Source organism: Mycobacterium sp. IDUB_1 (assembly GCF_055419625.1).
This window is the reverse complement of record NZ_JBVAYA010000006.1, coordinates 21,431-46,123: the sequence shown is the minus strand read 5'-3', so window position 1 is coordinate 46,123 and position 24,693 is coordinate 21,431. Positions and strand designations below refer to the sequence as shown.

The window sequence follows — 24,693 nt, the reverse complement described above, 5'->3', positions numbered from 1 at the left end:
AACAGGGGGGCGCACGGCGAGCCACGGTAGCGTGGCTGGATGAGCGTCCCCGAAGCCGTCGCGGTCACGGAAGCCGAGGTCGTCGTCATCGGTGCGGGTCTGGCCGGCTTGCGGTGTGCGTCGGTGCTCGCCGACGCCGGGCGCGAGGTGGCTGTGTGGGAGGCCGCCGACGACGTCGGGGGCCGGATCCGGACCGACGTCGTCGACGGCTTCCGTTGCGACCGTGGCTTCCAGGTGCTCAATCCCACCTACCCGGAACTGGACCGCTGCGTCGACGTCGCCGCACTGCAGCTGCAGCCGTTCGGCGCCGGGGTCGGGGTGCGCCGCGAACGCGGTGACGTGGTGTTGGCCCATCCGCTGCGGTCGCCGGCGCGCGTGCCGGCCATGCTGGCAGGACGCGCGGTGGCGCCGCGCGATGTGGTGGCCCTGACACGCTGGGCCCACGGTGCGCTGCGGCCGGGGCACCTCAAAAAGGGCGGCGACATGTCGCTGGTGGCCGCGCTGGACCGCAGCGGCGTCTCGGGCGAACTGCGGCGGGTGATCGACCGGTTCCTGTCTGGGGTTGTGCTCGAGGACTCCGGGTCGACGTCGAACGCGTTCGCGCTGCTGCTGGTGCGTACCTTCGCGCTCGGCGTGCCGGCGCTCCCGGCCGGGGGCATGGCGGCGCTGCCCCGCCAGCTTGCCGCCCCGCTGGGTGAGCGCGTGGTCCTGCACCGCCGGGTCGTCGAGATCACGCGGGCCGGCTCCGGGTGGCAGGTGCGGGCCGAGGACGGGAGTCGGGTGAAGGCCCGTGAGGTGGTGGTCGCGACCGCCGCGCCCCAGGCCGCTCAGTGGGTCAGCGGCACGCCCGCCGCGATGCACGGTGTCGTCACCGACTGGTGGGCCACCGACCAGCCGTGGCACGGTCCGCCCATGCTGTGGGTGGACGGCAGGTCCGGCACGACCGGGCCGGTGGTGAACACCGCGGTCATCAGCGCGGCGGCGCCCAGCTATGCGCCGGCGAGCCGGCACCTCGTCGCCGCGTCAGCTCTACTCGGTCCCGGACATCCGGAGCCGACGGAGGCACAGATGCGTGCGCACGCGGCCACGATCCTGGGGGTCCCGGGAGCGGAGTGGCAGCCGGTGATCCGGCATGTGGTTCCCGACGCCCTGCCGCCCCAGCTGCCGCCGCTGGTGGCGCGCAAGCCGGTGCGCGATGGGTCGGGGCTGTGGGTGTGCGGCGATTACCGCGACACCGCGTCGATTCAGGGAGCGTTGGTGAGCGGGCGGCGGGCAGCCGAAGGTGTGTTGCGCGCGCTGGTTTAGCTGTACTTGATCTGCAGCGCCATGCCGATGATCGAGACCACCCAGATGCCGGTGATGAACAGCGTCAACCGGTCCAGGTTCTTCTCGACCACGGTTGAGCCCGAGAGGCTGGATTGGACGCCGCCACCGAAGAGGCTGGACAGACCGCCACCCTTGGCGCGGTGCAGCAGAACCAAGAGCACGACCAGCACGCTGGTCACGACCAGGATGATCTGCAGGGCCAATTCCATGGCCGCCAGACTACAGGGCGCCGATCGCCGGCAGCCAATCACGCCCCGGCCGTGCCGAGATCGACGAAATGGCGTGCGGGTCTCGAAAGAATGCGCCCAAACGTCGGTTTGGGCGGTGTTCATGTCAGGGCAGGGGGCCGCCGGCCGCGATCGCCGAGAGCGTGGCGAACTGCTCGCCGTCGAGTGAGGTCCCACCGACCAGCGCGCCGTCGACATCGCCCTGCCCGATGAGCTCGCCGATGTTCTTGGCGTTCACCGAGCCGCCGTAGAGCACACGCACCCCCGCCGCGATCTCCGCCGAGGCGAGCTCCCCCAGCTCCTTACGGATGGCGGCACACACCTCCTGCGCATCGGCGGCACTGGCCACCCGGCCCGTGCCGATCGCCCACACCGGTTCGTAGGCGATGACGGTGCCGCTGATCTGCTCGGCCGACAGCCCGGCCAGCGAGCCGCGCAGCGACGTCACGTTGAACTCGACGTGATCGCCCGCCTCGCGCACCTCGAGCGGCTCACCGATGCAGACGATCGGAGTCAGCCCGTGCTTGAGCGCGGCCGCAGCCTTGGCGGCCACCAACGCGTCGTCCTCGTGGTGATAGGTGCGGCGCTCCGAGTGCCCGACGACGGCGAAAGAACACCCCAGCTTGGCCAGGAACGCCCCGCTGACCTCACCGGTGTAGGCGCCCGAGTCGTGCTGCGAGACGTCCTGCGCCCCGTAAGTGAGCCGCAGCTTGTCGCCGTCGACGAGCGTCTGCACGCTGCGCAGGTCGGTGAACGGCGGGATCACGGTCACGTCGACACGGTCGAAGTACTTGTCCGGCAACGAGAATGCGATCTTCTGCACCAGCGCGATCGCCTCGAAGTGGTTCAGGTTCATCTTCCAGTTGCCGGCGATCAGCGGCTTACGTGCCATATCAGGTCTCCAGGACTTCGATGCCGGGCAGTTGCTTGCCCTCAAGGTATTCCAGCGACGCGCCGCCACCGGTGGAAATGTGCGAGAAACCGTCGTCCGGCAACCCCAGCTGACGCACCGCGGCGGCCGAGTCCCCGCCGCCGACCACACTGAACGCGCCCTTGCCGGTGGCTCCGATGATGGCCTCGGCCACCCCCTTGGTGCCGGCCGCGAACGCCGGGAACTCGAACACTCCCATCGGGCCGTTCCAGAAGATCGTCTTGGCGTTCGACAGCAGCGCTGAGAAGCGCTTCACCGACTCCGGGCCGATGTCCAGGCCCATCTTGCCGTCGGGGATCTTGTCGGCCGCCACCGTCTCGGCCGGCGAATCGGCCGCGAACTTCTCCGCCACGACGATGTCCACCGGCAGGTGCAGCACGTCGCCGTAGTCGTCGAGCAGCTTGCGGCAGGTCTCGATCATGCTCTCCTCGAGCAGCGAGCTGCCGACCGAAAGCCCTTGTGCGGCAAGGAAGGTGAAGCACATTCCGCCGCCGATGATCAGGCTGTCGGCCTTGGTGGCGAGGTTCTCGATCACGGCCAGCTTGTCCGACACCTTCGACCCGCCCAACACGACGGCGTAGGGCCGCTGCGTGGAGTCGGTGAGCTGCGCGAGCACCTTGATTTCGGTGTCGACCAGCGCGCCGGCGTAATGCGGGAGCAGCGCGGCGACGTCGTACACCGACGCCTGCTTACGGTGCACCACACCGAAACCGTCACTGACGAACGCGCCGTCCTCACCGACCAGCTCGACGAGTGCCTTGGCGAGCTTGCCGCGCTCGGCGTCGTCCTTGCTGGTCTCCCGCGCGTCGAAGCGGATGTTCTCCAGCAGCAGGATGTCGCCGTCGGTCAGGCCTTCGGCGCGCGCCAGCGCGTCACTGCCGACGACATCGCCAGCGAGTTGGACGTGGCGACCGAGCTTGTCGGCCAGTGCCGCGGCCACCGGCTTCAGCGAGAACTTCGGATCCGGTTCACCTTTGGGCCGGCCCAGGTGCGCCGTCACGACGACCTTCGCACCGGCGTCGCTGAGTGCCTTCAGCGTCGGCACCGACGCGATGATGCGGCCGGGATCGGTGATCGCGTCGCCGTCGAGGGGGACGTTCAGGTCGGAGCGCACGAGCACGCCCCTACCCGACACTCCCTCTGCGAGCAGGTCTTCGAGGGACTTGATTCCCATCGTGCTAGAGAGACTTGCCGACCAGGCCGACCAGGTCGACCAGGCGGTTCGAGTAGCCCCACTCGTTGTCGTACCAGGAGACGACCTTGGCCTGGTTGTCGATCACCTTGGTCAGACCGGCATCGAAGATTGAGCTGTGCGGATCGGTGACGATGTCACTCGAGACGATCGGTGCGTCGTAGTACTTGAGGATGCCCTTGAGCGGTCCGTCGGCGGCGGCTTTCATGGCCGCGTTGATCTCGTCGGCCGACGCCGCCTTCGCCAGCTCCGCGGTCAGGTCGGTGCACGACCCCGTCGGGATCGGCACGCGCAACGCGTAGCCGTCGAGCTTGCCCTTCAGTTCGGGCAGCACCAGGCCGATCGCCTTCGCGGCGCCGGTCGACGTGGGCACGATGTTCAGCGCGGCCGCGCGGGCACGGCGCAGATCTTTGTGCGGGCCGTCCTGCAGGTTCTGATCCTGGGTGTAGGCGTGCACCGTGGTCATGAGGCCCTTGACGATGCCGAACTCGTCGTTGAGCACCTTGGCCAGCGGGCCGAGGCAGTTCGTGGTGCAGGAGGCGTTGGAGATGATGTTCTGGCTGCCGTCGTACTTGTCGTCGTTGACGCCGAGCACGATCGTGATGTCCTCGTCGCTGGCGGGTGCCGAGATGATGACCTTCTTGGCGCCGGCGTCGAGGTGGCCCTGCGCCTTCGCGCGGGCGGTGAAGATGCCGGTGGACTCGACGACGACGTCCACACCCAGATCGCCCCAGGGCAGGGCGGCCGGGCCTTCCTTGACCTCGAGCGCCTTGATCTTGGTGTCGCCGACGACGATGGTGTCGTCACCTTCGAGGCTCACCTCGTAGGGCAGCCGGCCGAGAATCGAATCGAACTTCAGCAGGTGGGCCAGCGACGCGTTGTCGGTGAGGTCGTTGACCGCGATGATCTCGATGTCGGTGTTCTTGCCCGCCTGCTTCTGCGCGTCGAGTGCGCGGAAGAAGTTGCGCCCGATACGGCCGAAACCGTTCACGCCTACCCGGATCGTCACGTCAGTCTCCTACTCGGTCGAACTGCTCACAGTCGTTGCAGTGTTCGTAATCGTTCAAGTACTCGGGGCCAGCCTAGTGCGTGCGGTACACGCAGCGCGCGGTTGCCCCGCGACCGCCCTACCGCATCGCCGCGGCCTGATCGACGTAGGGATTGCCGAGCCACTTCCGGCGCAGCCGCTGCAAAGTCCCGTCCTCCTCCAGCGCGGCTTGCGCCATCTGCACGCGCGCCATCAGCGCGGTGTTTCCTGCGGCGACGGCGATTGCGATCTCGTCCACCGACAGCCCGCGTTCGACCACCTCGACGTCGGGCACATCGCGCACCAGTTCGCCCAGCACCGGCGCCAGCTCCAGCAGTGCGTCGCAGGCGCCGGAGGCCAGGTCGGCGACAGCGGCGTCGAGTCTGCCGCGGTCGTCGCGGCGCACCGTCAGCCCGCCGAGGTCGGCCGCCGACCGGACACGGGGCAGCCTGCGGGTGTTGACCACGAGCCCCTGCCCGCTGATGACGTAGGGGGGTAGAAACGCGACGTCGCGCTCGGCGGTGACGGTCAACCCACCCAGCAACACGTCGTGGGCGCCGGCCCGCAGCCGGTCCATCCCCTCGGCCACGTCGCCGACTGATGCGACGACGACGTCGTCGCCGAGCCCGGTCCCCAGCGCCTCGGCCAGGTCGACATCCAGACCGTCGCCTCCGCCGACGAACGGTGGGTACGGCCCGACGAGCCCGACCCGCAAAGTGCCCATGGCCCCACCGTAGGGGGTTTACTGTGCGGCCGGTGGGAGACGAAGCGACAACCCAACGGGCAACCCCGACGCTGTTCCTCGCGCGACTGGGTGCGGCGATGATCGCCGCCGGCTACCCGATCGGGACGGTGCGCACGACGCTGGTCACCTGCGCGGAGAGTTACGGTGTCGAGGGCGAGATGCTGGTGCTGCCCAACCACATTCAATTGAGTGGCGGCGACTCGCTGGAGATGAGCAGCGCCGAGGTCGAGGTGCGCTTCGACCAGACCTTCCCGCTGGCCGCACTCGTCGGGCAGGCCCGCCGCGGCGAGATCAGCCCGGCCGACGGCCTCGCCGAACTGGCCCGGATCGAGGCGATGGGCTCCCGCTTCGGCGCGTGGGCGTTCGTGGTCGGGTACACGCTTCAGAGCGCGGCGTTCGCCCTCATCCTGCAGCCCAATCTGGTCGCGCTCGGCGCGGCCACGCTGTTCGGGTTCGGTGTCGGGGTGGCGGGCGTCCTGGCCCGTCGCAACGCGCCGCTGACCCAGCTGCTTCCGGTGCTCGCCGCGTTCACCGTGGCGCTGTGCTCGTTCACGCTCGGGCGCGCGCTGCACCTGGGCGAGGGCAGTCTGCGGGCGCTGGCTCCCGCGCTGGTGATGTTCCTGCCCGGCACGGCGATCACGCTGGCGGTCATCGAACTCAGCACCCGCGACATGGTCTCGGGCTCGGCCCGCCTGATCGCCGGCGCAATGCGCTTGGCGCAGTTGGCTTTCGGCATCCTGATCGCCGCCCAGGTGGTCGGCCTCACCGCAAGTGAACTCAGCGTCGCGGTGGTGGACCGCTTCGGGCCGTGGGCGCCGTGGCTGGGCTGCGCGCTCTACGCCGTCGGCCTATTCCTCTACCACGGTCCGCCGACCCGCTTCATGGGCTGGATGCTGCTGATCCTGTTCGTCTCCTATGCCGGCCAGCTGGTCGGCAACGTGACGCTGGGCAGTTACGCCAGCGGCTTCGGCGGTGGACTGGCGCTGGCGCTGTGCGCGCTGTTCGTGGCGCGCCGGCCCAACACGCCGTCGGCGGCGACGCTGCTGTTGCCCGGGTTCTGGCTGCTGGTGCCCGGCTCGCTGGGGTTCATCGGCGTCACCGAGTTGATCGGCGACGACAGCTCCGACGCCGTCGGGGTCACGGTGATCTCGATGATCTCCATCGCCCTCGGCATCCAGGCAGGGCTTCTGGTGTGGAGCGCGTGTCGCCAGTTGCCCGCCGCATTCGGGCGGCGAGCGCGATACTGCCGTCCATGACCGATTGGGTGATCCCGGCGATCACCGCCTCAGCCAGCCTGCTCGGCACCATGGTGGGCGGGATCGCGACCTACTGGACGGCGAAGAAGACCCACGAGCGGCAGAGTGTGCTCGAAGAGGAACGGCAACGGTTCGACCTGCTGCGGGATACGACGATCCGGTTCGTCGCCGCGATGACGGAGATCTCGGTGGCGAGCAACGGACTCAGGCAGCTCTCCGCGGAGTGGGCCGAGATGACCCGCCGGCTGGCCCGCACCACCGACCGCGACGAGTTCCTCGCGCTGGCCCGCGAGTCCGACCCGTCGATCCCGGAGACCATGGATCGGCTGGCTGTCCTGTTCCGGGTGGTGCGCGCCACCGGGGTGCTCGAAGACGACGTCAAGCGCGCGATCACATTGTTGACCGAGCTGCGGTTGGTGGCGCCCAGCGACATCGCCGACAGCGCCCAACGCGTCATCTACACCGCGTTCGCGCAGGAGATCGCCAGTGCGCTGTCACTGGAGCAGCGCAACGCGGCCACCGACGCGTTCAACGCCTCGATCAACGACTTCGTCAACCGGGTGCGCCACTACATGCATGTCGAGGACCACGAGTTCGATGCGATCGACCGGGAGTCACTCGAGCACCTGCTCGAGCGCTAGATTCAGGCGTCTTCGAGCAGATCCGGCGTGACGGCCGATTCGGTGTCCGGGATGCCGTCGATCTTCGCTTTGCGGTCTGCCATCGACAGCAGCCGCCGAATACGCCCGGCCACAGCATCTTTGGTCATCGGCGGGTCGGCGAGGCGGCCGAGCTCCTCCAACGACGCCTGCCGGTGCGCGACGCGCAGGCTGCCGGCCGCGGCCAGGTGGTCGGGCACGCTGTCGCCCAGGATCTCCAGCGCGCGCTCGACCCGCGCGGCCGCGGCCACCGCGGCGCGTGCGGACCGGCGCAGGTTCGCGTCGTCGAAGTTGGCGAGCCGGTTGGCCGTCGCGCGCACCTCGCGGCGCATGCGGCGCTCCTCCCACGTCAGTCGCGTGTCCTGGGCGCCCATCCGGGTCAGCAACGCTCCGATGGCTTCGCCGTCACGGACCACCACCCGGTCGCTGCCCCGCACCTCGCGCGCCTTGGCGCTCACGCCCAGCCTGCGGGCCGCACCGACGAGCGCCAGAGCCGCTTCGGGGCCGGGGCAGCTCACCTCCAGGGCCGAGGACCGACCCGGTTCGGTCAGCGAGCCGTGAGCGAGAAACGCTCCGCGCCAAGCGGCTTCGGCGTCGGCCACGCTTCCGCCGACCACCTGCGCTGGCAGGCCGCGCACCGGACGGCCACGCAGATCCAGCAACCCGGTCTGGCGCGCCAGCGCCTCACCGTCCTTGGCGACGCGCACCACGTAGCGGGTGCTCTTGCGGATACCGCTGGCCGAGAGCACGTGCACCACGGCGTGGTAGCCGTACAGGTCGTAGATGTCCTTGCGCAGTCGGCGCGCGATGATGCCGAGATCCACCTCGGCCTCCACGACGACGCGCCCCGACACGATGTGCAGGCCGCCGGCGAACCGCAACAGCGCGGCCACCTCGGCGCGTCGAGCGCTGACCGAATTCACCACGAGCCTGCTGAGCTCGTCTTTGACCTCGGCTGTCATCGCCACGGGTCGTCACCTCTCGGTCGGTTCACTGTCGGCGTGGGCACCGTCTGCGGTGTGCCGGTAGCTGCGGTGCCTCCTGGTGCGCCCCGTTGCAACACGCCCTCCAGCGCCGCCGCCAACCTCGCCGGGTCATGTAAAGGTGTACCAGGTCGGCACACGTCAGCGAACTCGACGCGGGCCTCGAGCATGGTCGCGGTGCGGCGCAACTGGTCGCGCTCGAGCTCGCTGGGCACCCGCGACGAATCGACGATGATGTCGTTGACCGTGAAGGTCGGCGCATGCTGCGCCAGCACGTGGATGTGCCGCTCGACGGAGAAGCCGGACGTCTCGCCGGGCTCGGCGACGAGGTTGAGCACCAGGGCGCGCCGCGCGGTGGTGCTCTGCAGAGCGGCCACCAGCTGGGGCACGAGGACGTGCGGGATCACGCTGGTGAACCACGATCCCGGCCCGAGTACCACGAGGTCGGCATCCAGGATCGCGTCGACGGCCTGACGGGTGGCCGGCGGATCGCCCGGCAGGAGCCGCACACGGCGCACCTTCCCGACCGTCGTCGCGATCGCGACCTGCCCGCGGATCGCGCGGCTGACCCGCGGGTCGGACTCCAGGCCGACGACGTCGGCCTCGATGCTCAGACCCATCGGGCACATCGGCAGCACCCGGCCTTTCACGCCCAGGATGCGTCCCAGTTCGTCGAGTGCGGCCACCGGATCGGCGAGCACCTCGTTGAGGCCGGCGAGCATCAGATTGCCGATGGGATGCCCGGCCAGCGCCCCGCTGCCCCCGAAGCGGTGCTGGATGATGGTGGCCCACAGCCGACCGTGTGGACTATCAGATGCCAACGCCGCCAACGCCATTCGGAGATCACCCGGCGGCACGATGTCCAGTTCGCTGCGCAACCGGCCCGACGATCCGCCGTCGTCGGCCACCGTCACGATCGCGGTGACATGAGGGGTCAGACGCCGCGCCGCAGAGAGGGTCGCATACAGCCCGTGCCCACCGCCCAGGGCGACGATGCGCACACTCATTCGCGCCCCAAGTCCCGGTGCAGGACACGCACCGTCAGCGCCGCGTCCTGGAGCCGGTCGGCCAGGGCCTCCGCCATCGCGACGCTGCGGTGTTTCCCCCCGGTGCAGCCGATGGCCACGGTCATGTAGCGCTTCCCCTCCCGCCGGTATCCGTCGATGACGACGTCCAACAGGTGATGGTAGGAGTCGATGAAGTCCACGGCACCGGGTTGGCCGAGGACGTAGTCACGAACCTCGGGGTGCTGCCCGGTGTGCGGGCGCAGCTCGTCGATCCAGTGGGGGTTGGGCAGGAATCGCACGTCCATCACGGTGTCGGCGTCCATGGGCAGCCCGTACTTGTACCCGAACGATTCGACGGTGACGTTGGTGTTGGCGACGGTTTCGGCGGCGAACGCGCGCTCGATGCTCTCCCGCAGGCCGTGCACCGACAGCGACGACGTGTCGATGACGAGATCGGCGGCTGCCCGCACCGGGGCGAGCAGCGCGCGCTCGGCCGCGATCCCCTCGGCCAGGGTCTGATTGCCCTGCAGGGGGTGGCTGCGCCGATTCTGCTCGTAGCGGCGCACCAGCATGTCGTCGGACGCTTCCAGGAACACCACTCGGGGGGTGATGTTCCGTGCCGCCAACTCGCTGCGCACCCCGGCCAGGTCACCGGTGAAGCCGCGCGATCGCACATCCATCACCACGGCGAGCTGCGTGATCCGCGAACCCGCGGCCAGCCCGAGGTCGACCATCCGCGCGATCAACTCCGGCGGCAGGTTGTCGGCCACATACCAACCCAGGTCCTCGAGGACCTTGGCCGCGGTGCCGCGACCGGCGCCCGACAGGCCGGTCACCAGGACCACGTCGATTCCCGCCGATTCGCTGTGCATGCCCGCTTCTGTCATCCCGTCACCGTGCTTCGATCATGGTCGATACCCGGCGCCCCCGCCTCGTGTTCGGTGTCATGTTCAGTGTCTGTTCCCGCGTCGTGCTCAGTGTCAGGTTCGGCGTGATCTTCGGTGTCGTGTTCGGCGGCGTGTTCGGCGGCGCGTTCGGTGTCGCGTTCGGTGTCCTGCTGCTCGCCCGCCGTCACCCCCAGCGCCTCCAGCACGGCAGTCGCGGTGGCGACGCCGATGCCGGGCACGGTCGTGATCTCCTCCACCGACGCCTGACGCAGCCGCGCCAGCGAACCGAAGTGCGTCACCAGTGCCTTGCGCCGGTGCTCCCCCAGTCCCCTCACCGAATCCAACGCCGAGGCCGTCATCCGCTTCGACCGCTTGCTGCGGTGGTAGCTGATCGCGAACCGGTGCGCCTCGTCGCGGACCCGCTGCAGAAGATACAGCCCGTCGCTGTTGCGAGGCATGATCACCGGATCCGCCTCCGACGGCACCCACACCTCTTCCAGCCTCTTCGCCAGCCCGATCACGGCCACGTCGGTGACGCCGAGCTCCTCGAGCACGGCCGCGGCGGCGTTGACCTGGGGGGCGCCGCCGTCGACGACGAACAGGTTGGGCGGGTAGGCGAAACGGCGGGAGCGCCCCTCTGCGAGGAGATCGCCGGGCTGCTGGGTGTCGCGCAGGTGGCGGTGGAACCGCCGACGCGTGACCTCGGCGATCGAGGCGACGTCGTCGGAGCGCCCGTCCCCGGCGGCCTCGCGAATCGCGTAGTGCCGGTAGTCGGACTTGCGCGGCAGCCCGTCCTCGAAGACCACCAGCGAGGCCACCACGTCGGTGCCCTGCACATGACTGATGTCGACGCACTCGATGCGCAGCGGCGCATCCTCGAGCCCCAGAGCGTCTTGAATACTCTGCAGCGCAGCACTTCTCGCGGTGAAGTCCCCGGCGCGTTTGAGCTTGTGCTGGTTCAGCGCCTGCTCGGCGTTGCGCTGCACGGTCTCGGCCAGCGCGCGTTTGTCACCGCGCTGAGCGACCCGCAGCGATACGCGTGACCCGCGCAGCTGGCACAGCCACGTCTCCAGTTCAGGGGCGGTCTCGGGCAGGACCGGCACCAGCACCTCCTTGGGCACCGGATTGGTGGCCTCGTCACCGCCCTCGTCGGCGGCGCCACCGAGCGCGGCCTGGTCGCCGTAGAACTGCGTGAGGAACTGCTCGACCAGGTACTCGAGCGTGGATTCCCCAGGCTCGCCCGACTTTTCGATCACCCACCCGCGTTGGCCGCGCACCCGGCCGCCCCGCACGTGGAACACTTGCACGGCGGCTTCGAGCTCGTCGTCGGCGAACGCGACCACGTCGGCGTCGGTGCCGTCCCCGAACACGACGGCCTGCTTCTCCATCGCCCGGCGCATCGCCCCGATGTTGTCGCGCAGCCGGGCGGCGCGTTCGAAGTCCAGCGCTTCGGCGGCGGCGTTCATCTGCTGTTCCATCTCGCGGATCAGCCGATCGGTCTTGCCGGCGAGGAAGTCGCAGAAGTCACCGACGATCTGGCGGTGTTCGTCGGCGCTGACCCGTCCGACGCACGGGGCGGAGCATTTGTCGATGTAGCCGAGCAGGCAGGGCCGGCCGATCTGACTGTGCCGCTTGAACACTCCGTTCGAACACGTGCGCGCCGGGAACACCCGCGTGAGCAGGTCGAGGGTCTCCCGGATCGCCCATGCATGGGAATACGGCCCGAAGTACCGGACACCTTTGCGCCGCGGACCGCGATACACCTTGAGCCGGGGATACTCCTCGTTGAGCGTGACGGCGAGCACCGGATAGGACTTGTCGTCGCGGTAGCGGATGTTGAACCGCGGATCGAATTCCTTGATCCAGTTGTATTCGAGCTGCAGCGCCTCCACTTCGGTGGTGACCACCGTCCACTCGACGCTCGCCGCGGTCGTCACCATCTGCCGCGTGCGCGGCGCCAACCCCGACAGATCGGCGAAGTACGAGTTGAGCCGGCTGCGCAAGCTCTTGGCTTTACCGACGTAGATGACCCGACGATGTGAATCGCGGAACCGGTAGACCCCCGGTTCCACGGGGATCGACCCGGGAGCAGGTCGGTATGTCGCGGGATCCGGCACGGACCCAGGTTACTGCGACGCCCCGACGGGGTAGAGCGAGTAGGTGGCGGTGCGGACCGTGACCTGGACCCGGGCACTGGGAGTGTTGACGGCTGCCGTGCTGGTCTGTGCCGGTTGCACCGACACCACGACGCCGGCCGCGCCCGCAGGCCCATGCGCCATCGTGACCAACGGCACCCCGCAGAGCAAGCAGAAGGGCAGCCGCGACGAGACGGCGCCGGAGACCGCGACCGGCTACCGCACCGACATGACTCCCGTGCGCACCGGCCACTACGCGGTCGCCACCGCCAACCCTCTGGCCACCCAGGCCGCCTGCGAGGTCCTCCGCGACGGCGGCACCGCGGCCGACGCGCTGGTCACCGCACAGGCCGTGCTCGGACTCGTCGAACCCCAGTCCTCGGGCATCGGTGGCGGCGGCTTCCTGCTGTACTACGACGCGTCCGCGAAATCGGTACAGGCCTACGACGGCCGTGAGATCGCCCCGGCCGCAGCCACCGAGAACTACTTGCGCTGGGTCTCCGACACCGACAGGACCGCGCCGAAACCCGATGCGCGTGCCTCGGGCCGCTCGATCGGGGTGCCCGGCATCGTGCGCATGCTGGCCGACGTGCACGCCCAGCACGGACGCACAGCGTGGCGGGACCTGTTCGGTCCCGCGGTCCGGCTCGCCGACGACGGGTTCGAAATCAGTCCGCGGCTGGCGGCCGCCATCGCCGACGCCGCTCCGAAGCTGCGGACAGACCCCGCCTCCGCCGAGTATTTTCTCGAGCCCGACGGCTCCCCGCGGTCGGTGACGAGCCGGCTGACCAATCCGGCGTATGCGAAGACACTCGGCGCGGTCGCGGTCGATCCGGCAGCGCTCTACACCGGCCCCATCGCCGAGGACATCGTGGCCGCGGCCTCCGACACCACGGGCGGGCGCACCCCGAGCCTGATGACGACCGACGACCTGGCCGGGTACCGCACCAAGATCCGCCAACCGCTGTGTACGCCGTACCGCGGCAAGCAGATCTGCGGCATGCCCCCGCCGTCGTCGGGCGGTATCGCCGTGGCCGAGACGCTCGGCGTCCTCTCGCATTTCGACGTGGCTGCGCACCGGCCCACCGATCTCGATGCCAACGGCGGACGCCCCACCGTGCAGGGCGTGCACCTGATCGCCGAGGCCGAGCGGCTCGCCTACGCCGACCGCGACCGCTACGTCGCCGACACCGACTTTGTGGCGTTGCCAGGGGGTTCCCCGGACACGCTACTGGCTGCCGACTACCTCGCCGGCCGGGCGGCGCTCGTCTCCCCCGACCGCACGATGGGCACGGCCAAGCCGGGCGAGTTCGGGCTGCAGACGGCACCGGTCCCGCCCGTCCCCGAACACGGCACCAGCCACATCAGTGTGGTCGACGCACAGGGCAATGCCGCCTCGCTGACGACGACCGTCGAGTCGGCCTTCGGCTCGTTCCACATGGTCGATGGTTTCGTGTTGAACAACCAGCTCACCGACTTCTCCGCCGAACCGGTCGGTCCCGACGGCGAACCCATCGCCAACCGGGTGGAGCCGGGCAAACGGCCACGCAGCACGATGGCTCCCACTTTGGTGTTCGACACCGACCCGAGTGGGCAGCGGGGTCCGCTGTACGCGGTGGCCGGCTCACCGGGCGGTTCGACCATCATCCAGTTCGTCGTGAAAACACTTGTCGGAATGCTGGATTGGGGCCTGGACCCGCAGCAGGCCGTCTCGATGGTCGACTTCGGGGCCGCGAATTCCCCCACCACCAACGTCGGTGGCGAGCACCCGGTCATCGACATCGCCGACGACGGCAGGGGCGATCCGTTGGTGACGGGCCTGAGGAAGCTGGGCCACCAGGTCGACCTCGCCGATCAGTCCAGCGGGCTCTCGGCGATCGTGCGCGCCGGGCCCGGGTGGGTGGGCGGAGCCGATCCGCGCCGGGAGGGCGCGGTCATGGGTGACGCCGGTTGACCCCGTCAGCTCCCTGGTAGCGCTCCATCGCCGCGCGAACGCGGTCCATCGCATCGACGGCACGCGCTTTGTCCACGGCCTGGATCGCCATCACCGCCACGTATTCGTCGTCGGGCAGGTCCAGCCGAGCCCAGCGCGCACCCGGATGGAATGACAAACCGCGCACCACGCTCCAGTCGAACACGCGGTAGCCCAACAGGTTTCGCACCGCGACACCGGCGGCCCCGACGCGCAGTCGCGGCCGCGCGAACAGGCAGACCAGGGCTCCGAACACCACCCCGAGCGCCGCGATCGCGACCTGGTCGGCAGTCTGGAAGATCACCCCGGTGGTCCCGACCTTGAGGAGCACCCCCACGATCACGTGGGCCGCGACGATCACGACAGCGGCGGCGTAGGCGAATCTCGGGGTCAGGTGCGGCTTGACCTCAACATCCCACTCCGGGACGCCCCGATCATCGGCGCTCATGACGGCGAAGCGAGCCGGCGCAGCGTCAACGCCGTCGACAGCGCGGCGGCGGCAGCCTGGGCGCCCTTGTCCTCGGCCGATTCGGGCAACCCGGCCCGGTCGAGGGCCTGGTGTTCGGTGTTGGTGGTGAGCACGCCGTTGGCCACCGGAGTCGACTCATCCAGCGACACCCGCGTCAAACCCTGAGTGACGGCATCGCACACGTAGTCGAAATGCGGTGTCTCCCCGCGGATCACGACGCCGAGCGCGACGACGGCGTCATGGGTTCTGGCCAACGCCTGCGCGACGACGGGGATCTCGATCGCGCCGAGCACCCGCGTCACGGTCGGATCGATGACACCGGCCTCCGCGGCGGTGCGGCGAGCGCCTTCGAGCAACGCATCGCAGATGGTCTCGTGCCAGGTGCTCGCGACGATCGCCAGGGACAACCCCGACGCGTCCAGCTCCGGCATGTCGGGCACGCCTGCGGCAGGACTCATTTCGTGCCGCCGATGTCGCCGGGGAGCACCTCGTCGTAATCCTCGAGCCCGACGAGGTCATGGCCCATCCGGTCCCGCTTGGTCATCAGGTAGCGGATGTTCTCGGAGTTGGCCCGCACCGGAAGCGGCACCCGCTCGATGATGTGCAGGCCGTAGCCGTCGAGGCCGACGCGCTTGGCAGGGTTGTTGGTCAGCAGGCGCATCGAGCGCACGCCGAGGTCGACGAGGATCTGCGCGCCGGTGCCGTAGTCGCGGGCGTCGGCAGGCAGACCGAGCTTCAGGTTGGCGTCGACGGTGTCGTCGCCGGCGTCCTGCAGCTGGTAGGCCTGCAGCTTGTGCATCAGCCCGATGCCGCGGCCCTCGTGGCCACGCATGTAGAGCACCACGCCGCGGCCCTCTCGCGCCACCATGGCCAGCGCGGCGTCGAGCTGTGGCCCGCAATCGCAACGTCGCGAACCGAACACGTCACCGGTCAGGCACTCCGAGTGCACGCGGACCAGAACGTCGTGTCCGTCCTCGTGAGGACCGGCAATATCGCCCCTGACCAGGGCGACGTGCTCGACCTCTTCATAGACGCTGGTGTAGCCGACGGCCCGGAACTCACCGTGCCGGGTCGGGATGCGGGCCTCGGCGACCCGCTGGACGTGCTTCTCGTGCTTGCGGCGCCACTCGATCAGGTCGGCGATCGAGATCAGCGCGAGGTCGTGTTCGTCGGCGAAGATCCGCAGCTCGTCGGTCTGGGCCATCGCGCCCTCGTCCTTCTGGCTGACGATCTCGCAGATCGTGCCGGCCGGTTGCAGGCCGGCCAGTCGGGCGAGGTCGACGGCGGCCTCGGTGTGGCCGGGGCGACGAAGCACCCCGCCATCCTTGGCGCGCAACGGGACGACGTGCCCGGGCTTGGTGAAGTCGTCGGCCACCGCGGTCGGGTCGGCGAGCAAGCGCATGGTCGTCGCCCGATCGGATGCCGAGATGCCGGTACCCACACCGTGTTTCGCGTCGACGGTGACGGTGTAGGCGGTGCCGTGCTTGTCCTGGTTGACCGCGTACATCGGCAGCAGGCCCAGCCGGTCGCAGATCTCCCCGTCGAGGGGCACACACAGGTATCCGGAGGTGTAGCGCACCATGAAGGCCACCAGCTCAGGAGTGGCCTTCTCGGCGGCGAAGATCAGATCGCCTTCGTTCTCGCGGTCTTCGTCGTCGATGACGACGACGGCCTTGCCTGCGGCGATATCGGCCACCGCCCGCTCGACCGAATCCAGCCTCGTCATCCTCACCACCTTGCCGGTTCCCGCACGAGAACCACGTATGTCCCGTTCAGTATGAACCACGCGGCAGACCGCATTATTGCCCGCCTGAGCCAGCCCGCGATACTCCCTGTCATGGCCCCCACCGACGCACTCACCATCGGAGCTGTTGTCTTCGACGACATGGACCAGATCGACCTCACAGGCCCGTACGAGGTCCTCGCGTCGTTGACGAATGTGACGTTCACCACGTACGGGCTCACCGGTCAACCGGTTCGTGACTACCGCGGCCTGCGGCTGCTGCCCGACGCCGTGATCGAGGACGCACCTCAGCTCGACGTGCTGCTCGTGCCGGGCGGGCCTGGGCAGCAGGCCGTGATGGCGGACGAGCGGCTGATGGCCTGGTTGCGCGACCAGGCAGCCGGTGCCCGGTGCGTGCTGTCGGTGTGCACCGGTGCGTTGCTGCTCGGCGCCGCGGGACTGCTGCGCGGCCGCCGGGCGACCACGCACTGGGCGTCGATGGACGTGCTGCCGGTCTTCGGGGCGATTCCACGCGCCGAGCGAGTGGTGATCGACGACACATTCGTGTTCGCGGCCGGTGTCACTGCCGGCATCGACGCCGCCCTCGTCGTGGCCGCCAAGCTGCGGGGCGTCGACGAGGCGCAGGCTACGCAGCTGACCATGCAGTATGCGCCCGAACCGCCGTTCACCGCGGGCTCACCGGACACCGCACCCGAGGCGGTGCTGCACACCGTCACCGATCGGATGGCCGCCATGCGCCAGGACCGGATCGCTACGGCCCGGCGGATAGCGGCCGAGTGGGCCTGATCAGTCGCTGTCAGAGGCCTCTTTGGCGGCCATCAACCGTTCGACGTACTTCGCGATGACGTCCACCTCGAGGTTGACCGGGGCCCCCACCTCGGCCTTCCCCAGCGTCGTCAGGTCGAGCGTGGTGGGGATCAGCGACACCTCGAACCAGTCGGGGCCCAGCCCCGACACCGTCAGCGACACCCCGTCGACGGTGACGGAGCCCTTCTCGACGATGTAGCGCGACAGCGCCTCCGGCAGCCCGATGCGGACCACCGTCCAGTGTTCCGACGGCGTGCGGGACACGATGTGACCGGTGCCGTCGACGTGGCCCTGCACGATGTGGCCGCCTAGCCGGCTGTTAACCGCTGCCGCGCGCTCGAGGTTCACCCGGGTGCCGACATCAGCGCCGCTGAGGCTCGATCTGTTCAACGTCTCGGCCATCACGTCGGCAGAGAAGGAGCCGTCGGCCAGCACGTCGACCACCGTGAGACAAACCCCGTTCACGGCGATCGAATCCCCGTGTCCGGCATCTGAAGTCACGATCGGGCCACGAATGACCAAACGTGCGGCGTCGCCGAGGTTTTCCCGACCGACGATCTCACCCAGTTCTTCGACGATTCCGGTGAACACCTGTCCAGCCTATGCCCACCGGCGGACGGTCCCCCTCCGCCGCACCCTCTACGATGCAGGCATGCAGACCCGCCTCTTGGCGCTCGTCGCCGCCCTCTTCGCTGTCGTCACCCTCATCGCGGGGTGCTCCGGCTCGTCGTCCCAGGATTCCGGGACCGACCTGCCGGACGCCACCACGTTGCTGCGGGAGTCCGCCGACACCACGAAAGCCCAGACCAGCGCGCATCTGAAGCTCGCTGTGCAGGGGCAGATCGCGGAGTTGCCGGTGGAGTCCCTCGAGGGTGATCTGACCCAGAAGCCGGCGGTGGCCGCCAAGGGAACTGCTGACATCGTGTTCCTGGGCCAGAAGCTCGAGGGAGTCCAGTTCGTGGTGTCCGACGGCGACCTGTACGCCGCGATCACCGCTGGTGGCAGCCTCTCGAACTTCGGGCCTGCCGCCGACATCTACGACGTCGCCGCGATCCTGAGCCCCGACAGTGGTCTGGCCAACGTGCTGGCGAATTTCTCCGACGCGAAGTCCGAGGGCCGCGAGACGATCGAAGGCGTCAAGACGGTCCGCATCACCGGCAACGTGCGGGCCGATGCGGTCAACAAGATCGCGCCGCAGATCGCCGCCAAGGGTCCCGTGCCAGGCACCGCGTGGGTCGCCGAGGACGGCAATCACGAGCTGATGCAGGCCCGCCTGGAACCCACCCCCGGGAACAGCGTGACGATGACGCTGTCGAAGTGGGGTGAGCCGGTGACGGTCGACAAACCGGCGGTGTGATGCACAGCACACCTGCCCCTGCGGCAAGCCGCAGTGTCGCGATCGCCGCTGGTGGCCTCGCGGTCCTGCTGGGAGCGCTCGACACCTACGTCGTCGTCTCGGTGATCCGCGACATCATGGCCGACGTCGGTATCGCCATCAACCAGATACAGCGCGTCACCCCGATCATCACCGGCTATCTGCTGGGCTACATCGCGGCGATGCCGCTTCTGGGCCGGGCCTCGGACCGGTTCGGCCGCAAGCTGCTGCTCCAGGTGAGTCTGGCTGGCTTCGCCGTCGGTTCGGTCATCACCGCGCTGTCGACTGATCTGACGATGATGGTGATCGGCCGCGCCATCCAGGGCGCCGCCAGCGGGGCTCTGCTGCCCGTGACGTTGGCACTGGCCGCAGATCTGTGGGCCAGCCGCAACCGCGCCGCGGTTCTCGGCGGCGTCGGTGCGGCCCAGGAGCTGGGCAGCGTGCTCGGCCCCCTCTACGGCGTGGCCCTGGTGGCCGCGTTCAGCCACTGGCAGGCCGTGTTCTGGGTGAACGTGCCGCTGGCCGCGGTCGCGATGGTGATGATCCATTTCAGCCTGCCGGCCGCGGACAAGGATCGGGTGAAGGAGAAGGTCGATGTCGTGGGCGGGTTGCTGCTCGCCCTCGCTCTCGGACTCGCCGTGATCGGGCTCTACAACCAGGCTCCGGACGGCAAGCAGGTGTTGCCGAGCTATGGGCTTCCCGTGCTGATCGCGGCAGCGGTCGTGGCAGCCGCGTTCTTCGCCTGGGAGAGGTTCGCCACCACCCGGCTGATCGACCCCGCTGGAGTGCGGTTCAGGCCCTTCCTGGCGGGTCTGGGCTCGTCGCTGTGTGCGGGCGCCGCACTCATGGTCACGCTGGTCAACATCGAGCTGTTCGCCCAGGGTGTGCTGGGCAAAGAACAGCAGGAGGCGGTCTTCCTGCTGGTCTGGTTCCTCGGCGCACTGCCCGTCGGCGCGCTGGTGGGCGGATGGATCGCCACGAAGGTGGGCGATCGGATCGTCGCGTTCGTCGGGCTGCTCATCGCCGGGGCCGGGTACTGGCTGGTCTCGAAGTGGACGGTCGACGTGCTGAGCGCCCACCACGACCTCGGGTTCGTACAGCTGCCGACCTTCGACACCGACCTCGTGATCGCCGGTATCGGCCTCGGGCTCGTGATCGGCCCGCTGACCTCGGCCACCCTGCGGGTGGTGCCCGCGGCGCAGCACGGCATCGCGTCGGCCGCGGTGGTCGTGGCGCGGATGGTCGGCATGCTGATCGGCATCGCGTCGCTGTCGGCGTGGGGGCTCTACCGCTTCAACCAGTACTTCCAGGAGCGCCTGGCCGCGCTCCCCGCGCCCACCGGGGTGTCACCCGGCCAAATGCTCCTCGAGCAGGGCCGTCGCCAACTCCAGGCGACGCGGGAAGCCTATGTGCTGCAGTACGGCGAGATCTTCACGATCACCGCTGTGGTGTGTGTCGTCGGAGCCCTACTGGGATTGTTGATCAGCGCCCGCGATGAGCGGGCCGACGAGCCGGATCTCGAGCCCGGGCCTCAGCAGCGCTCGAGCCCGCGGCCCATCAGCTGAGGCTCGGCGGGGAAATCGACGACGTCGTCGATGTGGCGGGTGTCGTCGGCAGTGTCGTCCATGGTCAGCCCCCGCCAGGCATCGCGGATCACCGTTTTGATCGAATCCGGGGTGACCGGGCTGTAGCTGAGCCAGTCCTGCAGTGCAGTCATGCTCTATGTCCTTTGTTCGTGCTCACCATGCGCAACTCGTCGGTGAAAGCGCGATATTCCCCGTCAGTCTACCGAGGGATCCGCCAGGTCGGGCCCGCAGAACATCGCGCGCGTCGCGTGACGGCGGTTACGGAAACCCTTGATGGACAATAGGTCACGATTCGATAACGGTGAATTTCAGGCCCGGACCAGGCTGAGTAGCACGTCGGGGCCGACCGGATGCACGCCGTCGTAGCGCCACCGATGGGCCTGCCCGATGTTCGCCACACCGACGTCGTCGACGGCGGTGATCGGTCCGCCGAGCAGGATCGGCGCGACATAGGCGAGGATGCGATCGATCACGCCGGCCCGCAGGAATGCTCCGGCCAGGGTCGGGCCGCCCTCCACCAGCACATCGGTGCGGTCCGACAGCGCCTGGATCACTTCGTGCGGATCGCGGGTACGGATCACCATCGTGCGCGAGTCATCGTTGAGAACCGTTGCGTCAGGAGAGATCTCACGCATGCCGACCACCACCCGCAGCGGCTGGTGGTCGGTGAGGCTGCCGTCGGGGCGGCGGGCGGTCAACGCGGGATCGTCGGCGAACACCGTACCGGTGCCCACCACGATCGCATCGGCGATCGCGCGTCGTCGATGCACGTCGGCGCGGGCCGCTTCGCCGGTGATCCACCGGCTCGTGCCATCGGCCGCCGCACTGCGCCCGTCCACGCTCGTCGCGAATTTCCATGTCACATGCGGCATTCCGGTGCGTTGCTTGTGCAGCCACTCACGCAGCGGGCCGCCCGACACTGCGTCGGCGCCGACTCCCGCGGTCACGGTGACGCTCGCGCGCGTCAGCCGGGCGGCCCCACCCGCCGCGACGGGATTCGGATCCGCGACAGCGAACACGACCTTCGCGACACGGGCAGCGAGAAGCGCGTCCACACACGGCGGGGTGCGCCCGACGTGGTTGCACGGCTCGAGTGTCACCACCGCGGTCCCGCCGACGGCCCGCTCCCCCGCGCGGCGCAGCGCCAACACCTCGGCGTGGGGGCCACCCGGCGGCTCGGTCGCGCCCACGCCGGCGATCTCACCGTCGGCGTCGAGGATCACCGCCCCGACCGGAGGGTTGGGATACGTTGTGCCCTTGACCTTTTCGGCCTGCTCGACAGCCGCAGCCATCGCGGCGTCGAGGTTCACGGTGCGAAGTGGCTCGCGGCCGCGGCGGCCTTGGCGCGTAGCGCCGTCACGGCGCGCGCCGGGTCCTCGGCGCTGTAGACGGCCGATCCCGCGACGAAGCAGTCCACCCCGGCCTCGGCTGCCGCCTCGATCGTGTCGTCGTTGATCCCGCCGTCGATCTCCACGAGCACGGTCAATTCCCCGGAGTCGACGAGCCGGCGCACGATTCCCACCTTGGCCAGCACCTCGGCGATGAACTTCTGCCCCCCGAACCCGGGTTCCACCGACATCACCAGCAGCGTGTCGAAATCACGCAGGATCTCCAGGTAGGGATCGACCGGTGTGCCCGGCTTGATGGCCAGGCCGGCTTTCGCACCCGCAGCGCGGATGTCGCGGGCCACGGCGCGGGGATCGTCGGTGGCCTCCGCGTGGAACGTCACGTTGTGGGCACCCGCTTCGGCGTAGGGCGGTGCCCAGCGGCCAGGGTCGTCGATCATCAGGTGGCAGTCCATCGGGATGTCGGTGACCTTCAGCAGCGACTCGACGACGGGCAGGCCCAGGGTGAGATTGGGCACGAAGTGGTTGTCCATCACGTCGACGTGCAGCCAGTCGGCACCCTCGACGGTGGCCACTTCGTCGGCGAGCCGGGCGAAGTCGGCGGCCAGGATCGACGGCGCGATCATCGGGGCGGTGCGGGTGGACTGTCCGGGCATGGGGGTCAGCCTATCGGGGCCCCGGTGACGCGAAGGGCGGCGGCGAACATCGCGTCGGTTCCGTGCCGGTGCGGCCAGAGTTGCACCGACAGGGAATCGCCGGTGTCGGTGGCCGGGGCGAACAGCTCTCGGGTGTCCAGCGCTTCGACGGGCTGGCGGCGCAGCGCGTCGGCCACCACGCCGGTGGTCTCGGCCAGGTGCGGCGAGCACGTCGCGTACAGCACGACGCCGCCGGGGCGGGTCAACCGGATCGCCGACGCCAGCAGCTCACGCTGGAGTTTGGCCAGCGGCGCCACGTCACCGGGTTGGCGGCGCCACCGCGCTTCGGGTCGGCGACGCAGAGCGCCCAGCCCGGTGCAGGGAGCATCGACGAGCACGCGGTCGAAGCCCGGTGTCAGGCCGGGATCACGCCCGTCGACCCGGAGCACCTCGACGGGCAGGCCCGCGGTGTTCTGCTCGACCAAATCGGCACGGCGCGGCGTGGGCTCCACCGCCGTGACCGCGACACCGGCGGGCCGGCCCAGCCCGGCCAGCAGCGCGGTCTTGCCGCCGGGCCCGGAGCACAGGTCCAGCCACCGGCCACCGTCGGGCCCGTCGAGTTCGGCCAGCGTCAGCGCGCGAGCGACCAGCTGGCTGCCCTCGTCCTGAACGAGCGCGCGGCCGTCGCGGACCGCGGCGAGTGCACCGGGGTCGCCCTCGGTGAGATACACGGCGTAGGGCGAGAACTGGCCGACGGCACCGCCGACCTCCTCGGCCAGCTCGGCGCCGGTGATTTCGCCCGGACGGGCCACCAGATGGACCGCCGGGCGGGCGTCGTCGCTGGCCAGCAGCGCAGCCAGCTCGTGGGCGCGGGCACCCAGTGCGTCGGCGAAAGCCTGCGCGACCCAGCGCGGATGCGCGTGCACGAAGGCCAGGTGGCCGATCGGATCGGTGGCGGCAGGCGGGGCCAGCTCCGCCACCCACGACGCCTCGTCGCGGCGGGTGATGGTGCGCAGCACGCCGTTGACGAAACCTGCTCGCGCCGTGTCGAATTCGATGCCCGCCTGCTCCACCGTCGTCGACACCGCGGCGTGGTCTTCGACCCGGGTCCGCAGGATCTGGTACGCGCCCAGCCGGAGCAGGTCGAGCAGCACGGGGTCGATGTGGTCGACCGGGCGGCCCGCCGCTGCGCTGATGATCGCGTCGAGCAGCCCTTGCGCGCGGCAGGCACCGTAGGTCAGTTCAGTGGCGAATGCGGCGTCGCGGCCGGTGATTCCGCGCTCGCGCAGCATCGCGGGCAGGGCGAGGTTCGCGTATGCGTCACGCTCGGACACCGCGCGCAGCACGTCGAACGCGGCCCGGCGGGCCGGGTCCAGCGGGGTGCGGCGCTGGGGGCGCCGGGGCTTGTGAGGCCGTTCGGGGTGTCGGGGTCGTTGCGGGCGCGTCATAGGAGCGATCCGATCTCGTCGAGGCGCGCACCGCGGGCCCAGTCGGCGGCGTTCATCGGTTTCTTGCCGGGCGGTTGCACCGTCTGCAGTTCCACGGCGTCGGTGGCGGTACCCACCAGCACTCGCTTCTTCTCGACGCCGAGTTGGCCCGGGTGCAGATCACTGCGGTCCGCGACCGTCACGGGCCCGATCTTGACGCGCTGCTCGCCGACCATCGTCCACGCCCCCGGGTTCGGGGTGACGGCGCGGACCCGCCGCTCCACCACGTGGGCGGGCAGGTCCCACCGCACCCGAGCGTCGTCGACGGTGATCTTCGGGGCGACGCTGATGCCCTCGGTCGGCTGTGGCACCGCGGTGAGCGTGCCGTCGGCGATCCCGTCCATCGTGGCCTCCAGCAGGCCGGCGCCCGAGTCCGCCAGGCGCGCGAGAAGGTCGCCCGCGGTGTCGCGCGGGGTGATCGTCTCGGTGACGACGCCGTACACCGGGCCCGAATCCAGGCTCGGCTCGATCTGGAACGTGGTCGCCCCCGTCACGGTGTCCCCGGCGGCGATCGCGGCCTGCACCGGCGCTGCACCGCGCCACGCGGGCAGCAGCGAGAAATGCAGGTTGACCCAGCCGCGCGCGGGCACATCGAGCAGGGCGTCGCCGAGCAGGGCGCCGTAGGCCACCACGGCGCAGCACTCCGGTGCAAGGTCGGCGAGTTCGGCGACGAACTCCGGTGAGTTGGGGCGTGCGGGGCGCAGCACCGGGATGCCGGCATCGAGGGCCAGCTGCGCCACCGGCGACGGGGTCGGGGTGCCGCGCCGGCCGGCCGCGGCATCGGGGCGCGTCAGGACAGCGATCACCTCGTGCCGGGGCGACGAGAGGAGGCGACGCAGGGACGGAAGGGCCGGCTGCGGGGTGCCGGCGAACACGAGACGCACCGGGTCAGTCTAG

At 69.7% G+C, this 24,693-nt stretch carries 25 protein-coding genes; 7 read left to right on the top strand and 18 right to left on the bottom strand.

Going from position 1 to position 24,693, the window contains the following annotated elements; translation table 11 throughout:
* Positions 1–39: 39 nt before the first annotated feature.
* Positions 40–1,305 carry a flavin monoamine oxidase family protein gene (locus ACZYYX_RS26595; protein WP_463817824.1) on the top strand — a complete coding sequence of 422 codons (1,266 nt, stop codon included), beginning with the start codon at positions 40–42 and terminating at the stop codon, positions 1,303–1,305.
* On the opposite strand, the gene secG is transcribed toward ACZYYX_RS26595, so the two are convergent.
* From secG to ACZYYX_RS26570, 5 genes are all read right to left on the bottom strand, one after another.
* Positions 1,302–1,535 carry a preprotein translocase subunit SecG gene (gene secG / locus ACZYYX_RS26590; RefSeq protein ID WP_046361928.1) on the bottom strand — a complete coding sequence of 78 codons (234 nt, stop codon included), beginning with the start codon at positions 1,533–1,535 and terminating at the stop codon, positions 1,302–1,304. The genes ACZYYX_RS26595 and secG overlap by 4 nt on opposite strands.
* A 124-nt stretch (positions 1,536–1,659) precedes the next feature.
* Entirely contained in the window at positions 1,660–2,445 is a 786-nt protein-coding gene (gene tpiA / locus ACZYYX_RS26585) for a triose-phosphate isomerase (RefSeq protein WP_463817823.1), read from the bottom strand.
* Position 2,446: 1 nt separating this feature from the next.
* Positions 2,447–3,658 carry a phosphoglycerate kinase gene (locus tag ACZYYX_RS26580; RefSeq protein ID WP_463817822.1) on the bottom strand — a complete coding sequence of 404 codons (1,212 nt, stop codon included), beginning with the start codon at positions 3,656–3,658 and terminating at the stop codon, positions 2,447–2,449.
* A gap of 4 nt (positions 3,659–3,662) precedes the next feature.
* Positions 3,663–4,685: a type I glyceraldehyde-3-phosphate dehydrogenase gene (gene gap, locus ACZYYX_RS26575; RefSeq protein ID WP_463817821.1), complete on the bottom strand. Its 1,023-nt coding sequence runs from the start codon at positions 4,683–4,685 to the stop codon at positions 3,663–3,665.
* 118 nt (positions 4,686–4,803) lie between these two features.
* Complete coding sequence (locus ACZYYX_RS26570; protein WP_463817820.1) at positions 4,804–5,427, bottom strand: ABC transporter substrate-binding protein; 624 nt, start codon at positions 5,425–5,427, stop codon at positions 4,804–4,806.
* Positions 5,428–5,459: 32 nt separating this feature from the next.
* On the opposite strand from ACZYYX_RS26570, the gene ACZYYX_RS26565 reads away from it, so the two are divergent.
* Positions 5,460–6,704, top strand: a complete 1,245-nt coding sequence (locus ACZYYX_RS26565) for a threonine/serine exporter family protein (RefSeq protein ID WP_463817819.1) — start codon at positions 5,460–5,462, stop codon at positions 6,702–6,704.
* The gene (locus ACZYYX_RS26560) at positions 6,701–7,345 is read left to right on the top strand and encodes a hypothetical protein (RefSeq protein WP_463817818.1); all 645 of its coding nucleotides are present in this window, start codon (positions 6,701–6,703) and stop codon (positions 7,343–7,345) included. The genes ACZYYX_RS26565 and ACZYYX_RS26560 overlap by 4 nt, the downstream gene beginning before the upstream one ends.
* Before the next feature lie 2 nt (positions 7,346–7,347).
* On the opposite strand, the gene whiA is transcribed toward ACZYYX_RS26560, so the two are convergent.
* The 4 genes from whiA to uvrC are packed head-to-tail and all read right to left on the bottom strand — an operon-like array spanning position 7,348 to position 12,357.
* The gene (gene whiA, locus ACZYYX_RS26555) at positions 7,348–8,325 is read right to left on the bottom strand and encodes a DNA-binding protein WhiA (RefSeq protein WP_463818040.1); all 978 of its coding nucleotides are present in this window, start codon (positions 8,323–8,325) and stop codon (positions 7,348–7,350) included.
* On the bottom strand, positions 8,322–9,353 hold the full coding sequence (yvcK, locus tag ACZYYX_RS26550) for a uridine diphosphate-N-acetylglucosamine-binding protein YvcK (protein ID WP_463817817.1): 1,032 nt from the start codon (positions 9,351–9,353) through the stop codon (positions 8,322–8,324). The genes whiA and yvcK overlap by 4 nt, the downstream gene beginning before the upstream one ends.
* Entirely contained in the window at positions 9,350–10,240 is an 891-nt protein-coding gene (rapZ, locus tag ACZYYX_RS26545; protein ID WP_463817816.1) for an RNase adapter RapZ, read from the bottom strand. The genes yvcK and rapZ overlap by 4 nt, the downstream gene beginning before the upstream one ends.
* Positions 10,237–12,357 carry an excinuclease ABC subunit UvrC gene (gene uvrC / locus ACZYYX_RS26540; RefSeq protein ID WP_463817815.1) on the bottom strand — a complete coding sequence of 707 codons (2,121 nt, stop codon included), beginning with the start codon at positions 12,355–12,357 and terminating at the stop codon, positions 10,237–10,239. The genes rapZ and uvrC overlap by 4 nt, the downstream gene beginning before the upstream one ends.
* 58 nt (positions 12,358–12,415) lie before the next feature.
* Between uvrC and ACZYYX_RS26535 the strand changes: the two genes are divergently transcribed.
* Positions 12,416–14,329 (top strand): gamma-glutamyltransferase family protein, encoded by a 1,914-nt coding sequence (locus ACZYYX_RS26535; protein ID WP_463817814.1) that lies wholly within the window; start codon positions 12,416–12,418, stop codon positions 14,327–14,329.
* Here ACZYYX_RS26535 and ACZYYX_RS26530 read toward each other — a convergent pair.
* Genes ACZYYX_RS26530 through ACZYYX_RS26520 form a run of 3 tightly spaced genes read right to left on the bottom strand, consistent with a single transcriptional unit; the run spans position 14,310 to position 16,542 of the window.
* Entirely contained in the window at positions 14,310–14,795 is a 486-nt protein-coding gene (locus ACZYYX_RS26530) for a PH domain-containing protein (protein WP_463817813.1), read from the bottom strand. The two genes, ACZYYX_RS26535 and ACZYYX_RS26530, sit on opposite strands and share 20 nt — an antisense overlap.
* A complete protein-coding gene (ribH, locus tag ACZYYX_RS26525; protein WP_463817812.1) occupies positions 14,792–15,274 on the bottom strand; it encodes a 6,7-dimethyl-8-ribityllumazine synthase in 483 nt (160 codons plus the stop codon). The genes ACZYYX_RS26530 and ribH overlap by 4 nt, the downstream gene beginning before the upstream one ends.
* Entirely contained in the window at positions 15,271–16,542 is a 1,272-nt protein-coding gene (locus ACZYYX_RS26520) for a bifunctional 3,4-dihydroxy-2-butanone-4-phosphate synthase/GTP cyclohydrolase II (RefSeq protein WP_463817811.1), read from the bottom strand. Before ACZYYX_RS26520 ends, ribH begins: the two co-directional genes overlap by 4 nt.
* 111 nt (positions 16,543–16,653) lie before the next feature.
* Between ACZYYX_RS26520 and ACZYYX_RS26515 the strand changes: the two genes are divergently transcribed.
* Positions 16,654–17,346, top strand: coding sequence for a DJ-1/PfpI family protein (locus tag ACZYYX_RS26515; protein ID WP_463817810.1), 693 nt, complete (start codon positions 16,654–16,656; stop codon positions 17,344–17,346).
* Here ACZYYX_RS26515 and ACZYYX_RS26510 read toward each other — a convergent pair whose 3' ends face one another.
* Complete coding sequence (locus ACZYYX_RS26510) at positions 17,347–17,958, bottom strand: riboflavin synthase (RefSeq protein WP_463817809.1); 612 nt, start codon at positions 17,956–17,958, stop codon at positions 17,347–17,349.
* A 61-nt stretch (positions 17,959–18,019) separates the two neighbouring features.
* Between ACZYYX_RS26510 and ACZYYX_RS26505 the strand changes: the two genes are divergently transcribed.
* The gene (locus ACZYYX_RS26505) at positions 18,020–18,724 is read left to right on the top strand and encodes an LppX_LprAFG lipoprotein (protein ID WP_463817808.1); all 705 of its coding nucleotides are present in this window, start codon (positions 18,020–18,022) and stop codon (positions 18,722–18,724) included.
* Positions 18,724–20,307 (top strand): MFS transporter, encoded by a 1,584-nt coding sequence (locus ACZYYX_RS26500; protein WP_463817807.1) that lies wholly within the window; start codon positions 18,724–18,726, stop codon positions 20,305–20,307. The genes ACZYYX_RS26505 and ACZYYX_RS26500 overlap by 1 nt, the downstream gene beginning before the upstream one ends.
* Here ACZYYX_RS26500 and ACZYYX_RS26495 read toward each other — a convergent pair.
* The 5 genes from ACZYYX_RS26495 to fmt all read right to left on the bottom strand — a co-directional run bounded on the left by ACZYYX_RS26495 (position 20,274) and on the right by fmt (position 24,680).
* A complete protein-coding gene (locus ACZYYX_RS26495; RefSeq protein ID WP_463817806.1) occupies positions 20,274–20,459 on the bottom strand; it encodes a hypothetical protein in 186 nt (61 codons plus the stop codon). The genes ACZYYX_RS26500 and ACZYYX_RS26495 overlap by 34 nt on opposite strands.
* 177 nt (positions 20,460–20,636) lie before the next feature.
* Complete coding sequence (gene ribD, locus ACZYYX_RS26490) at positions 20,637–21,638, bottom strand: bifunctional diaminohydroxyphosphoribosylaminopyrimidine deaminase/5-amino-6-(5-phosphoribosylamino)uracil reductase RibD (RefSeq protein ID WP_463817805.1); 1,002 nt, start codon at positions 21,636–21,638, stop codon at positions 20,637–20,639.
* On the bottom strand, positions 21,635–22,330 hold the full coding sequence (gene rpe / locus ACZYYX_RS26485; protein ID WP_463817804.1) for a ribulose-phosphate 3-epimerase: 696 nt from the start codon (positions 22,328–22,330) through the stop codon (positions 21,635–21,637). The genes ribD and rpe overlap by 4 nt, the downstream gene beginning before the upstream one ends.
* 5 nt (positions 22,331–22,335) lie before the next feature.
* A complete protein-coding gene (locus ACZYYX_RS26480; protein WP_463817803.1) occupies positions 22,336–23,757 on the bottom strand; it encodes an RsmB/NOP family class I SAM-dependent RNA methyltransferase in 1,422 nt (473 codons plus the stop codon).
* Positions 23,754–24,680 (bottom strand): methionyl-tRNA formyltransferase, encoded by a 927-nt coding sequence (gene fmt, locus ACZYYX_RS26475; RefSeq protein WP_463817802.1) that lies wholly within the window; start codon positions 24,678–24,680, stop codon positions 23,754–23,756. Before fmt ends, ACZYYX_RS26480 begins: the two co-directional genes overlap by 4 nt.
* Positions 24,681–24,693 lie beyond the last annotated feature (13 nt).